Below are 13,191 nucleotides of genomic sequence, written 5' to 3'. Positions count from 1 at the left end.
TTCAGGCTCCACCGGATTGCTGGTCTTGCGACTGCAAATGGGCGCGCTGCTGCGCGGCCGACCTGGTGCCTTCGACGATCACCTCGCCCGTGTGTTTTGTTTCTGCCGGTTCAAACAGCATCACCCAGCACTCGCTCCGCGCGATCGGATTGTGTTCGATGCCTTTCGGCACGACATGCATGTCGCCCGCGTTCAGGACCACATCCTCACGGTCGCGGTATCGAATGGTAAGGCTGCCTTTGACTATGAAGAACAGCTCGTCCTCGTTTTCGTGGTCGTGCCAGACGAATTCGCCTTTGAGTTTGGCAAGCTTCACGGACTGATCGTTGACGTCCGCAACCACGCGCGGTGACCAGTAGTCCGAGATTTCAGCGAATTCCTTTTCAAGATTGCTGATCATGGATCAGACCCGCTCAATAATCGTCGCAGTCCCCATGCCGGCGCCGATACACAAGGTGACAAGGGCTGTGTTGAGGTCCCGCCGTTCCAGCTCGTCGAGCACAGTGCCGAGGATCATCGCGCCGGTTGCTCCGAGCGGGTGCCCCATGGCAATCGCACCGCCATTGACGTTGACGATTGCCGGATCGAGATCGAAAGCCTGCTGGTAGCGCAAAACGACTGACGCGAAGGCTTCGTTGATCTCGATAAGATCAATGTCCTTCATTTCCATCTTTGCGTTCTTGAGCAGTTTTTCAGTGACATCCACCGGGCCGGTCAGCATGAGTGCCGGTTCGGACCCGATATTGGCGAAGGCCCTTATGCGCGCACGAGGCTTGATGCCGCACGACCGACCGGCTGCGCTCGACCCGATAAGGACCGCCGCTGCACCGTCGACAATGCCCGAAGAATTGCCGGCATGATGAACATGTTTGATCGTTTCGATTTCCGGGTGCGCCTGAATGCCGACAGCGTCGAAACCGCCCATGCTGCCCATAAGCTCGAAGGACGGATTGAGCGAGGCGAGGGACTGCATGTCGGTTTCCGGCCGCATATGCTCGTCGCGGTCCAGGATCGTGATACCGTTGACGTCGCGGACCGGAACCACGGATTTGGCAAACCTGCCATCTTCCCAGGAAGCTGCCGCGCGTTTCTGGCTTTCTACTGCATAGCCGTCGCAATCGTCGCGGCTGAAGCCGTATTTGGTTGCGATCAGGTCAGCCGATACGCCTTGCGGCATGAAATAAGAAGGGATCGCGACTTGAGGCTCGATCGGCCAGGCGCCGCCCGAAGCCCCGATGCCGACGCGGCTCATGCTTTCCACGCCGCCGGCAACGACGAGTTTATGCTGACCCGCCATGACCTGAGACGACGCCATGTTGACGGCGTCGAGACCCGAAGCGCAAAAGCGGTTGATCTGCATGCCTGGAACCGATGTATCGTACCCTGCTGCAAATACGGCGGCGCGGGCGATATCGCCGCCCGCCTCGCCAACAGGGTCCACGCAGCCAAGGACGACGTCATCGATCTTGGCCGTGTCGAGACCATTCCGGTCCCTGATCGCCTCAAGCGCGGTGGACGCCAGACGCACGGAGGGGACTTCGTGAAGCGCACCATCTTTCTTTCCGCGGCCCCGCGGTGTTCGCACATGATCGTAGATATAGGCTTCAGCCATCTCGTCCTCCTTTGGAAGGGGTTATTTCGTGGCATCCGGCAATGGGTGGCCGGGCATAAGGTCGTAGGGGTGCTTCCAACCCGGCAGGTTCTTGATCCGTTCAAGCCAGGCCATGACATTGGAATAGGGGGCGAAATCGGTCCCGATCTCCTCGTGCACGAACAGATAGCCGCACAGCGAAAAATCGGCGGTGGTCGGGTGGGTGCCGACCGCGAAGGCATTTTTCTCGAAGTGCTTGTCGAGAATGGCCAGCGCGCCCTTCAGACGCCCATCGAGAAACTTCGTTACATCTGTTTCGCCTGTTTTTGCGAACAGCCTTAAAAACCTGAGCGGTCCGGCAACACCCGAGATTTTCTGATTGTCGAATATCGTCCAACGCAAGACCTCCCGGCGTTCGTCCTCGTCGGACCAGCCGAACCGGCCGAACTTTTCAACCAGGTAATCCAGGATCACGCCGGACTGGGTAAGGACTTTCGAGTCATGAACCAGCACCGGCACTTCACCCATTTCATTCAAAGTGCTGCGGAATTCTTCAGAACGTGTCTCGCCGTTGAAGAAATCTACCCATTTCGGCTCCCAGTCGGCGCCGCACAGCTCCAGCATCAGAGCCGCCTTGTAAGAGTGACCCGACTGGGCCATGCAGTAGAGGACGTATTCGGCCATGCTTTATTCATCTCCCTGGCAAAATCTGGCGGGTGGAGCCTACAACGCCGGCCGCCAATTTGCGTGGGTGAATTTCGAGAGTTGCGGACAGCTCGCCCGCATCGGTCAAAACGCCTCGGCGTCCAGGGACATCATGGTTTCCGAGCCGGAGGAAATCCGGGCAAGATGCGCAGCCGTCTCCGGCAGGGTCCGTTCCATGAAGAACGTGCCGACGGCAAGTTTGTTTTCAAGCCAGCCAGTCTTGTCACCGGCGCCCTCGGCGAGTTGTTCCTTGATGGTCTTGGCCATCTTGGCCCACATGTAGCCAAGCGCCACCAGACCGAACAGGTGCATGTAATCGACCGAACCGGCACCCGCATTGTCCGGGTTTTTCATGGCGTTGTTCATGAACCACATGGTGGCAGCTTGCAGATCGTCCGCACCTTTTTTCAACGGAGCTGTAAAGGCTGCCAGGTCCTCGTTGTCCTTGTTTTCCTTCAAGAATGTGTTGAGTTCATTGAAGAAGCTCATGACCGCCCGGCCACCGTTCGCCGGAAGCTTGCGTCCGACGAGGTCGAGCGCCTGAATACCGTTCGCCCCCTCATAGATCATCGCAATACGGGCATCGCGCACGAACTGTTCCATGCCCCACTCGGCAATGTATCCATGGCCCCCGTACATCTGCTGGGCGTCGACCGCATTGGCGAAACCGGTATCGGTCAGGACGCCTTTCAGAACCGGTGTCATCAAACCCATCATGTCGTCGGAAAACTGCCTGTCTTTCTCATCGTCCGAGCGGTGCGAAACGTCTCCGTGGAGGGCAGTCCACATTATCAGGGCACGCGCTGCCTCGTTGAAGGCGCGGATCGAAAGCAATGTCCGGCGTACATCGGGATGAACGATGATCGGGTCCGCGGCCTTGTCCGGGCTTTTCGGGCCGGTGAGGGCACGCCCCTGCAGGCGCTCTCTGGCATAGGTCACCGCATTCTGGTAGGCGACTTCGGACTGCGAGAGACCCTGAACTGCAACACCGAGCCGGGCCTCGTTCATCATCACGAACATGGCCTTGAGGCCTTTGTTCTCTTCGCCGACCAGCCAGCCGGTGGCATCGTCGTAGTTCATGACGCAGGTCGCGTTGCCGTGAATGCCCATCTTGTGTTCGATGGAGCCGCAGGAAACGCCATTGTTATCGCCGACCGAACCGTCTTCGCCCACCGCGTTGCGGGGAACAACGAACAGCGAAATGCCTTTGACGCCCTCAGGAGCATCTTCGATACGTGCCAGCACCAGATGGACGATGTTGTCCGCCATGTCGTGTTCGCCGGCGGAAATGAAGATCTTCGTACCGGAAATCTTGTAGGAACCGTCTGCCTGGGGAACCGCCTTCGTCCGGATCAGGCCGAGATCGGTGCCACAATGGGGTTCTGTAAGGTTCATCGTGCCGGTCCATGTGCCGGCAATCATGTTGGGAAGATAGGTCTGCTTTTGCTCTTCGGTCCCGTGAATTGTGAGCGCCGCAACTGCGCCGGCGGTCAGGCCCGGATACATCGAAAATGCCATATTCGCCGAAGAGGCATATTCGTTGAAGATGGTTGCCAGCGTGTGGGGCAGTCCCTGTCCGCCATAATCGGGATCGGCGGAGAGAGTTCCCCAGCCATTTTCGCAAAACGCCTTGTAGGCCTCCAGGAAGCCTTTGGGCGTTGTGACAGTGCCGTCGTCGTTGCGCGTGCATCCTTCCTGATCGCCTGACTGATTCAGCGGTTGGAGGATCTCTTCGGCAAATTTTCCGCCTTCGCGCAGGATCGCTTCAACCAGATCAAGCGGCGCGTCGGAAAAACCAGGGAGATTCGAGTAGCGTTCGTAGCCGAAAACGTCTTTCAATAGAAAAAGAGTGTCTTCGACGGGCGCGGTATAGCTAGGCATGCGTATCCTCCCAGATCTGCCGGATTGTTCAGGTTTACGTTTCCGTAAACGTCAAGTTGAGTGGTTATATACTCGTCCTGATTCTGTCCGGCAAGTGGTATCCCCACGTAAGGCTTGTCAAAAAAATGTGCCCAAAACGCGTAAATGGGAAGCATTTTTGAGAGTTCCTGACGCGAATTCGTCTCTCGGTGGCCAAAAATTGAGGAATTTGTGGTGTGAACAGGCCGCGCCGCAGGCGGCTGTGAGAATGGCAAAGCCGGTAAAAAAAACGCCAGTCGATTTGACTGGCGCTTTCTGTGGGAATCCGAATTGGAGTGTATCAGGCCTCTTCGGCCTCTTTATGCTTCAGCATACCGGAGACAATTTCGACGGTGCGCGACAATTCTTCGATCGCTTGCTCTATGTCTTTTCTCTGGTCTTCCAGGACAGCAATCTGTTCGTTGAACTTGGATAGAGCGACGCGTAGCTGGGTGACTTGTCCGTCCCTCAGGTCATAGAGATCGAGCATGTCCCTGATCTCGGTCAGAGAGAACCCGACGCGCTTGCCCATCAGAACAAGTTTCAGGCGGGCGCGGTCGCGGCGGTTGTACACCCGGTTCATTCCGTCGCGTTTCGGATTAAGCAGACCCTTGTCTTCATAGAAGCGCAGGGTTCGCAATGTGCAGTCGAACTCCTTTGCCAGGTCGCCGATAGTAAACTGTGTTTTTTTGGTGCTGTCGTCTGAGGCGGACACCACATCAACAAGATCGTCTTCGTTCAGGATAGAAAGCGCTTCGCTCATGTCAGTCTGTACTCGATTTCCAGCCGTTTTCCGGCAGTGTCAGATTTTTCAAAGTGTCCGGGCCGGTTTCGACACACACCTGTGTGTCGGATGAAATTCGCAAAGTCCTGAGCGTTTCGACCAGCCTGACGCTGCCGTTTGTTTAGCTTACGTGCGCGTAAAGGTCCAGAGGGCGGCAGACGAACCGTTAAATTCGTTAACGCGCAACCGGTTGATTCGCCATCGAATGGAGATATGAACAGGCGATATTTGCCCAAAGGGAGCGAAATTCGCATTTAGCAACACCAATTAACGACCTGTTTACCCTAAGTCGACAAAGTCTCTTAAAACGCTGCAACTGTTCCGTCCTTTGCCGGAATATCAGGGCAGTCCGTTAAAACAGCGGTCTCCACGACCGTAAGTCCAGGGTCTAGATATGCCGGCTTGGAAGAAACACGAGGCAGGACGCCGCGGCCGTGATGCGTATGAAAGCGACGACTTTTACGAAACAGCAGGCAGAGAACCGGCGCGCGACCGCATAGAGCGATTGACGCGCACGGCGACAGCACTTGGTGGCGGGCATGACCCTCGAATGCGTGACAGCCGCGACGACGATCTGAATGCGGTTGCGGATGAGCTTGACAGGATGTTGTCGGAACGGGGCGGGAATTCACCGGCACGGCCCAAACGCACATCCCGGCCTCAGCGCAGTGCACCTCAACGCCACGCGCCTCCGCCATCGGGCGGTATCGAGGATGTTCTGGGAGCGCTGGATCGCCTGGATGAACAGGTGCAGGGATTGGCGGGAACATCATCCTACGACGATGTCGACAGACATGGCCCGCAGCGTTCCTACCCTCAGCCCGGTCGCTATGCGATGGATGCACTGGAGGAACGCAGCCATTACGATGCGCCGCACGCGTCCTATGGTGATGCTCGCGAGGCGGACGGATACGAGGATGATTACGGTCATGATCCCCGATCTGGCCGGGGCCCCGTCCAACATGCTCACAACGAGGCGTCGCTTCACATATATAAGGACCTGGGACGTCGTATCGATGCCCTTCGCGCGCCGCAGGAAAAGGCATTCATTCAGGTTCGTGAGGAACTCGGATCGCTGCGTGAAGCGCTCGGTGGCATATCCCGCGGGACCAGTGAAACGGTTGGCCGGCAGAATGCTGAACTTCGCCGCCTGGCGGACATGGTCGAGCGGCTGCGCGCCGACAAGCGCGGAGAACAGTTCGCCGCGGAGATCCGCAAGGAAGTCGCAGACCTGAAATCCATGGTCGGGCGCACGAATGTGGAAGGTGCTCTGCAGACCCTTGAGCATGGCTATTCTCACATATTGCAGCGCCTTGACGAACTTTCCAGGGCCTCGCTGGACCCTCGTGTCCTGCATGGCGTGACCGTCCGTTTGAATGAAATTGAAGAAGCGTTTTCCGCCTTGCCGCGTTCCGAGCACCTGATGGTGCTTGAAGACCGCGTTGCACACATCGCTGAACGGATGGAAGAACTCCTTCAGCGCGAAGGTCAGATGGAAATCGAGCCGCTGCGGGCCGAACTGCGCGAGGTTCGCGGCTATGTCGAGCAGATCGACATTAAGGGGCTGATTGAAGGTATCGACGACCGCATGACGTTTGTCTCTGGGCGCCTTGACGATCTGGAAGTGCTTGCACGCGAACAACGCGGGCTCGACTCGCGCTTGTCCGCGATGGAAGAGCGCATGCCGCAGCCGGAAACGATTGCGCGCTTGCAGGGACGCCTTGAAGACATCGCCGGAATGATGGCTGACGATCGCCTTGCCTCCGGTGACAACGAGCACCTGTCACAGGTTGACGGCCGTCTCGATGAGATCGTCGACCGTCTTGAGAGAATTGAACAGGCAGCTCCGCTTCCGGCTGCCGATGCCGGTGCCTTCAAGGCGCTGGAACAGCGTCTGGAGGGCATCTCCGGCAAGATCGACGTCATCGAAAAAAAGGCGTCACGTCCAGCCCCGGTGTTTGATGCAGCCGCCGTGCGCGCAGCAACAGGTCCGGATGCCAAGATCCTTGCGCAGGTCCAGGAAAGGCTGAGCCATTTGTCGGCGCGGCTCGACGAGCCGAAAGATACGGTCACCACCTCTGATCTCGATAAGCTGCGTGAAGAGATCGGTTCGATGCGCGACAGCGTTTCGGCCCCGTCGTCAACGGAGAACCTTGAAGCCCGGATTTCCGATCTTGCGCAACTTGTGTCCAAGGGCGCAGAGGCAACTGACGATGACCGTTTTGAACAGTTGGGCGAAAAGGTTGCCGCGCTCGCTGCCCAGATTGAAAGCAGCGCTTCCGTTTTGCCGCAGGGCCTCGGTGACGTCGGCCCGGTTCTTGAACGCATCGAGCGCGGACTGGAGCAAACAAGAACGGATGTCACTGACATCGCCAGAAAGGCGGCATTCGATGCGGTGGCGAACGCGCCGACCCCGCGGTCCGAACAATATGACGAAGCCATTTCCGCGCTGCAGGGAGATCTGAAACGTCTGCTTGATGCTGCCGAAGGAGGTGAACAGCGCACCCGCAACACCTTTGAAAGCGTCAAGTCCGTGCTGGGATCCCTGACCGAGCGTCTGGATAAGCTTGAGCGTTCGGACGTCAGGGAGCAGCCGGTGTCGGCTGCCAAATCAGCTCCTGCCGGCAGAGCGCAGACCTTTGTTGAAGAACCGGTATCATCGCTGAGCCAATCGGCGCAGATGACCCGTGACGCGATGAACAAGGCAGCCGCGGCTGCCGATCCGAAACCGGACAATCCGGAAGACAGGTCCCGGGCGCGCAAGGCCGATTTTATCGCGGCAGCGCGCCGTGCTGCTCAGGCGGCATCGGTAGAAGCTGAAAAACTCGAACAGTCCCAGGAATCTGACCTGGACGAGAGCAATACCGGGCGTGGCAAGGCGCGCGCAGGCTGGTTCCGCAATGTATTGAAACGCGGCAATGCGCCGAAGTCCGGTGACGACATACCAGCGCCGAGCGATGATCTTGAACTCGGTGCCGACGATCTTGTCGAAGATATGCCCGATGGGCCGCAGGCTCCGGTTTTGCCGGGAGATCGTCCTGCGCCTGAAACGGTACAGCGCGGCGGAAATCGCCGTCGGGCAATCATGCTTGCAGCCGTTGCGGTCGTCCTCACTCTGGGTACGCTGACAGCTTACAAGTTCGTCGCGGGATCGGGTGACAGCGCACCTGTCGCTTCTGCGGAACCGGAACAATCGACCATTGCCGGTACATCCCCTGCGCCGGTCGGTGGTAATGCGGCACCGGCCACCACAGCCAATGCTGCCAGCGGCGCTGCTCCCCGGAACGGGGCTGTCGAGGACCAGGTGGCTCCGCAAGTCTCCGCATCTCCCGATACGGGAACCGAACCACGCACGGTCGCGCAAACACCGACGATTGCGGAAAACACCGTAGCGCCTGAGCAGCCCGCCCTTGCGGAGCAGGCAGCGGCGATCGCGAATGTTCGTGCCACACAGGCAACGTCCACAGGATCGCCAGAACCTGAAGTCGCGTTCGCGCCGCCTGCCGGCGTTGCCGATAATTTCGGACAGAGTGCAGTTGATGACGGGGCAACGCCTACCGCCCCCGGGTCCTTGACGACGTCTGAAAGCGGTGCCGGGGGGCTTATCGCAAATCTGCCACCGGAAGGTGTTGGGCCGATGGCGCTGCGCAGCGCTGCAGCGGGTGGCAATCCGGCAGCGGAGTTCCTCGTCGGTGTCCGGTACACCGAAGGAAAAGGGGTGCAGGCTGATCTGGCCAAGGCTGCCGTCTGGTATCAGAAGGCCGCAAACAAGGGACTGCCTCCCGCGCAATATCGCCTCGCGAGCCTTTATGAAAAGGGCAGGGGTGTCGACAAGGATGTCGCCAAGGCAAGAGCCTGGTACTCCCAGGCAGCGCAGGCGGGCAATGCAAAGGCCATGCACAATCTGGCCGTTCTTTACGCGGAAGGCGGCGGACAGGAACCGGACTACGCCAAGGCCGCAATGTGGTTCGAGGCAGCCGCCAACTACGGCGTCAAGGACAGCCTCTTCAATCTCGGCATTCTTTATGCCGGAGGGATCGGCGTCGATAAGGATCTTGTCGCCAGCTACAAATGGTTTGCCATTGCCGCCGACAAGGGCGACCCGGAGGCCGCTAAGCGCCGCGACGACGTCGCCAATATGATGGATCAGCAGACGCTTGCCAACGCGCGCCTGGCCGTGGAGGGTTTCTCGCTCCAGGAACCGGACCCGACGGCAAACAAGGTGACGCTTGAGCCGAGTTGGGCGGACGAAGCCTCATTGCCGGCCGCAAACGTCTCGGTTGATGCGCCCGCCGGCAATACCGACATGATCCGCGAGGCACAGGACAAGTTGAATTACCTCGGTTTCGACACCGGTACGCCGGACGGGCAGATGGGGCCGCGCACGCGGAGCGCCATCAAGGCTTTCCAGCGTAGCATCGGGCTGCCGGAGACAGGTGAAGTCGATGGAAAGCTAATCGACGAGCTGAAGAGCCAGGCAATCTGAGCGAAAGTCGTTTTTCCAAAGAGAAGTGACGTGCCTGCTGGTTGACACTTCGGCAGGCACGGGTTTTTAACCAGTCCAGTTTAATTGTATCGCAATCCAACCCGTAGTCTGTCCGGCGTAACCCAGTGCAACTCTACCTGCCCATAGCCGAAATCCCGGTGAATATCTTCGTGATCTTTGCGATGGGTGGTGCTGTTGGGTTCTTGTCCGGCCTGTTCGGCATCGGCGGCGGATTTCTGCTGACGCCGCTTTTGATATTTTCCGGAATTCCTCCCGCTGTGTCGGTGGCAACCGTGACCACCCAGGTGGTCGCGTCCTCCGCTTCCGCTGTCGTGACCTATCTGCGCCGCAAAGCCATCGACATGAAGCTCGCCACCATATTGCTTGCCGGTGGTGTATTCGGGTCGCTGATCGGTGTGATTCTGTTCGATGTGCTGCAGTCTGTAGGACAGCTGGATCTGGTGATTTCTCTGTCCTACGTCACGTTTCTTGGCGCGATCGGCGGTCTCATGCTGTTTGAATCCGTCCGGGCCATTCGCCGGCGGAAGTCCGGCGCTGCGCCCGCTGCGCGCAAGCCCGGGCAGCATAACTGGATCCACGGTCTGCCGCTTAAGGTGCGGTTTCGCCGCTCAAAGCTCTATGTCAGTGTTATTCCGGTGGTCGGGCTGGGCGCGATAATCGGCTTTCTCGGAACCATTCTGGGTATCGGCGGCGGCTTCATGATGGTTCCGGCGCTGATTTATCTTCTCCGGGTTCCGACCAACATCGTGATCGGCACATCGCTGTTTCAGATCCTCTTCACCATGGCAGCTGCGACGATCTTCCATGCCATGGGGACGAAAACCGTAGACATTGTTCTTGCGATGACGCTGATGATCGGCGGTGTCATCGGGGCGCAGTTCGGCGCACGCATGGGGCAGAACCTGCGCGGCGATCAGTTGCGTCTCTTGCTTGCACTTCTCGTCCTGGGTGTCGGCCTGCGCTTTGCCGTCGATTTGCTTCTGGTGCCGGAGGATTTTTATTCCATCGCCATCCGCAAAGGGGCGGGGTCATGATCCGTCCGGCACTCTTCATCGCCTGCATGATCCTCGGGTTGACGGCGAGTGCTGCGCAGGAGGAGGACCACTCCAAGGACCTGGTTACGGCGCTTTCCTCCGACATGGTTTCGATCCAGTCGAACTTCACCGGCACGGAGATCGTGATTTTCGGGCAGGCCAGCGATATCGACCGGAGGACGAGCGAGCCGGATGACTTTCAGTTGGCGATTGTGGTGGAAGGGCCGCCGCAGGACATTACGACACGCCGCAAGGGCCGCTTTCTAGGCGTCTGGGTGAACCGCGAAGCTGAACGGTTCCAGAATGTCCCGTCCTTTTATGCTGTTGCGAGCACTGCGGACATAGGACAGATTGCACACCGCACTATTCTGGACGAATACAGCATCGGGCTCCATCACATAAATCTGGCCGTCTCGGGCGTTTCGAACGTCCCGTTGTCCGACCGGGACGACTTCCGAAGAGCTTTCATCCGTTTGCGCCAGCAGATGGGTCTTTATTCGGAGCGCGAAGCATCGATCGAGTTTCTGACCGACACCATGTTCCGGACGACGATCCCGTTGCCGGCGAACATTCCTGTCGGCGACTACAGGGTCAAGAGTTTCCTTTTCAATCAGGGTGAGCTGATTTCCGAAACGGAGCAGACACTGGCTGTAGCTAAAATCGGTTTTGAGCAGGTGACGTTCGAACTTGCCCAGAACTATCCGCTTGTCTACGGCGTACTTGCGGTCGTCCTGGCGATCTTCACCGGCTGGCTCGCCGGCGTTATTTTCAAGAAAGACTGATCCTTTTTCGCGCAGTGCGAATGTCGGCATTGCCGAATATGCGCACGGCGAGGATTGCACATCAACCTGCGATATTCTGCTGGTGCTTCCACGTCCTGCGGCTATTCTGCCGCAAAGGAATATTCCGGGAATCACAAGGTGGGGCGCCATGACTGATCAGTCCACTTCCGAACCGTCTGCTGAAGAGCCTCCAAAGCAGGAACCGACACTTGATGCAAAGGTGATCGACATTGCGATCCGTCTTGGCGTCCTCGGGCTATTTGCCTATTTCTCATTGCAGTTGATCGCACCTTTTTTCCTCTTCCTGCTTTGGGCCGTGGTTCTCACCGTGGCGCTTTATCCCGCCTATGAGTGGCTCGCGGCAAAGCTGGGCGGGCGCAAGGTTTGGTCGGCGATCCTCATCACCCTGCTGTGCCTTGCAATTGTCATCGGTCCGGTGGCGGTGCTCGTTGTCAGTCTTGTGGAGACGCTGCAAGGCTGGTTCCAGGGGATCACGGGAGATGGCCTCAAGCTGCCGCCACTGCCAGAGAAACTCGCTGCACTGCCTGTCCTGGGCGACAGGATTGCCGAACTCTGGTCCCTGGCCACTCGCAGCCTGGAGCTTTTCTTCACGAAAATCGGGCCGATGCTGGTCCCTGCCGGCGGCCGCATTCTGTCGATGCTCGCTTCGCTCAGCGGCAGCGTCCTGTTTTTCATCGTCTCAATCATTCTGGCCGGCTGCCTGTTCGTGCCCGGCCCGTCGCTTGCCAGGGGCGCCAAGAGATTCGCCGACCGGATCATCGCACCACGCGGGGCCGAGTTCGTGGATCTCGCCGGTGCGACCATCCGGAACGTGTCGCGCGGCGTCATTGGCGTCGCGGTCATTCAGGGCCTTCTGACCGGGGTCCTGCTGATTGCCTTCGGTGTGCCGCTGGCCGGAATACTGACCTTTATCGCGTTGATCCTCTGCATCATCCAGATCGGTCCGGCACTGGTGATCATTCCAACGATCATCTGGGCCTGGAGTTCCTGGGATCTGGTGCCTGCGCTCCTGTTCACCTTACTGATGGTCCCGGTCATGCTTGTCGACAATGTCCTGCGCCCGATCCTGATGTCGCGTGGCCTCGATGTTCCCATGCTAATCATTCTTATCGGCGTTCTCGGCGGCACCATCGCACACGGCCTGCTCGGTCTGTTCCTCGGACCGGTGATCCTCGCGGTTTTCTATGAGCTGGTGATGGCCTGGGTGAAGGTGGGTGAGGAAACCTGATCCGATTGAACAATTCCAGGCGACTGGTTCTTAGCTGCCGATGTGCAGGTATTGTTGTTTTCGCAAATGACAGGCCTTGAACGCGGCAGCATGCAAAGTGGCTGATCGGCCACAGGTTTAAATATGTGCGCGGTTTTCCGGGACGAGGTTGCAAACTCAGGCTCAGTCACCACCTGAAGTTCAAGCTGCTGGCGTGCACCGGCGCGGCTGAAACTTTGGGAAGGGCTGGAGAAGCGCTTGAGCGTAAACAGGAAGCTTGACCGTCTGATGTGGGCGGAACGCATGCGGAATGTGCTGATTGCCGCCGTGATAGGAGTTCCGCTTGCCATTGCAATCAGCCTGTTCATGCTCTCCCAGAGCGGCGTCGGTCATCATAGTGGAGAGCCGATCAGCGGTGTACTGCTTGATCATTCGATCGATCAAAGGGACGACGGATCATCGCGCACGACCTTGCACGTTCGATTGGAGGATGGCAGCGAAGTCACCGTTCGAAGTGGGAACATGGACATCGTTGCCATCGGTGAGGAGGTCGTTTTGATGAAACGAAACGGCACGAATGGCGGCGATTTCTATTACATGCCTCAGTTGGAATCGGCGAACGAATGACCGGAAACACGAAACGCTCCGGTGTTCCTATCGA

At 58.4% G+C, this 13,191-nt stretch carries 10 protein-coding genes; 5 read left to right on the top strand and 5 right to left on the bottom strand.

Going from position 1 to position 13,191, the window contains the following annotated elements:
• Position 1: 1 nt before the first annotated feature.
• The 5 genes from Q0915_RS23495 to Q0915_RS23475 all read right to left on the bottom strand — a co-directional run bounded on the left by Q0915_RS23495 (position 2) and on the right by Q0915_RS23475 (position 4,958).
• Entirely contained in the window at positions 2–400 is a 399-nt protein-coding gene (locus tag Q0915_RS23495; protein WP_299479731.1) for a cupin domain-containing protein, read from the bottom strand.
• 3 nt (positions 401–403) lie between these two features.
• Positions 404–1,612, bottom strand: a complete 1,209-nt coding sequence (locus Q0915_RS23490; RefSeq protein WP_299479728.1) for an acetyl-CoA C-acetyltransferase — start codon at positions 1,610–1,612, stop codon at positions 404–406.
• A 21-nt stretch (positions 1,613–1,633) separates the two neighbouring features.
• Complete coding sequence (locus Q0915_RS23485) at positions 1,634–2,275, bottom strand: glutathione S-transferase (protein ID WP_299479725.1); 642 nt, start codon at positions 2,273–2,275, stop codon at positions 1,634–1,636.
• A gap of 105 nt (positions 2,276–2,380) precedes the next feature.
• Entirely contained in the window at positions 2,381–4,177 is a 1,797-nt protein-coding gene (locus tag Q0915_RS23480; RefSeq protein WP_299479722.1) for an acyl-CoA dehydrogenase C-terminal domain-containing protein, read from the bottom strand.
• 319 nt (positions 4,178–4,496) lie between these two features.
• Complete coding sequence (locus Q0915_RS23475; protein ID WP_299479719.1) at positions 4,497–4,958, bottom strand: MerR family DNA-binding transcriptional regulator; 462 nt, start codon at positions 4,956–4,958, stop codon at positions 4,497–4,499.
• Between the two features lie 415 nt (positions 4,959–5,373).
• Between Q0915_RS23475 and Q0915_RS23470 the strand changes: the two genes are divergently transcribed.
• The 5 genes from Q0915_RS23470 (at position 5,374) to Q0915_RS23450 (ending at position 13,157) form a co-directional block, all read left to right on the top strand.
• Complete coding sequence (locus Q0915_RS23470) at positions 5,374–9,465, top strand: peptidoglycan-binding protein (RefSeq protein WP_299479716.1); 4,092 nt, start codon at positions 5,374–5,376, stop codon at positions 9,463–9,465.
• Between the two features lie 125 nt (positions 9,466–9,590).
• Complete coding sequence (locus Q0915_RS23465) at positions 9,591–10,520, top strand: sulfite exporter TauE/SafE family protein (RefSeq protein WP_299479713.1); 930 nt, start codon at positions 9,591–9,593, stop codon at positions 10,518–10,520.
• Entirely contained in the window at positions 10,517–11,302 is a 786-nt protein-coding gene (locus Q0915_RS23460) for a TIGR02186 family protein (protein ID WP_299479710.1), read from the top strand. The genes Q0915_RS23465 and Q0915_RS23460 overlap by 4 nt, the downstream gene beginning before the upstream one ends.
• Positions 11,303–11,450: 148 nt before the next feature.
• On the top strand, positions 11,451–12,551 hold the full coding sequence (locus tag Q0915_RS23455; RefSeq protein WP_299479707.1) for an AI-2E family transporter: 1,101 nt from the start codon (positions 11,451–11,453) through the stop codon (positions 12,549–12,551).
• Between the two features lie 237 nt (positions 12,552–12,788).
• On the top strand, positions 12,789–13,157 hold the full coding sequence (locus tag Q0915_RS23450) for a hypothetical protein (RefSeq protein ID WP_299479704.1): 369 nt from the start codon (positions 12,789–12,791) through the stop codon (positions 13,155–13,157).
• Positions 13,158–13,191 lie beyond the last annotated feature (34 nt).

Origin of the sequence: uncultured Roseibium sp. (genome assembly GCF_947494555.1) — a bacterium.
GTDB lineage: Bacteria > Pseudomonadota > Alphaproteobacteria > Rhizobiales > Stappiaceae > Roseibium.
Note: the sequence above shows the minus strand (reverse complement) of the source record. Positions and strands in the feature narration are given on the sequence as shown.

What these genes read in the sequence shown, in the direction of transcription:
- Q0915_RS23495 (WP_299479731.1), bottom strand. Translation starts at nt 400, where the DNA reads ATGATCAGCAATCTTGAAAAGGAATTCGCTGAAATCTCGGACTACTGG.
- Q0915_RS23490 (WP_299479728.1), bottom strand. Translation starts at nt 1,612, where the DNA reads ATGGCTGAAGCCTATATCTACGATCATGTGCGAACACCGCGGGGCCGC.
- Q0915_RS23485 (WP_299479725.1), bottom strand. Translation starts at nt 2,275, where the DNA reads ATGGCCGAATACGTCCTCTACTGCATGGCCCAGTCGGGTCACTCTTAC.
- Q0915_RS23480 (WP_299479722.1), bottom strand. Translation starts at nt 4,177, where the DNA reads ATGCCTAGCTATACCGCGCCCGTCGAAGACACTCTTTTTCTATTGAAA.
- Q0915_RS23475 (WP_299479719.1), bottom strand. Translation starts at nt 4,958, where the DNA reads ATGAGCGAAGCGCTTTCTATCCTGAACGAAGACGATCTTGTTGATGTG.
- Q0915_RS23470 (WP_299479716.1), top strand. Translation starts at nt 5,374, where the DNA reads ATGCCGGCTTGGAAGAAACACGAGGCAGGACGCCGCGGCCGTGATGCG.
- Q0915_RS23460 (WP_299479710.1), top strand. Translation starts at nt 10,517, where the DNA reads ATGATCCGTCCGGCACTCTTCATCGCCTGCATGATCCTCGGGTTGACG.
- Q0915_RS23455 (WP_299479707.1), top strand. Translation starts at nt 11,451, where the DNA reads ATGACTGATCAGTCCACTTCCGAACCGTCTGCTGAAGAGCCTCCAAAG.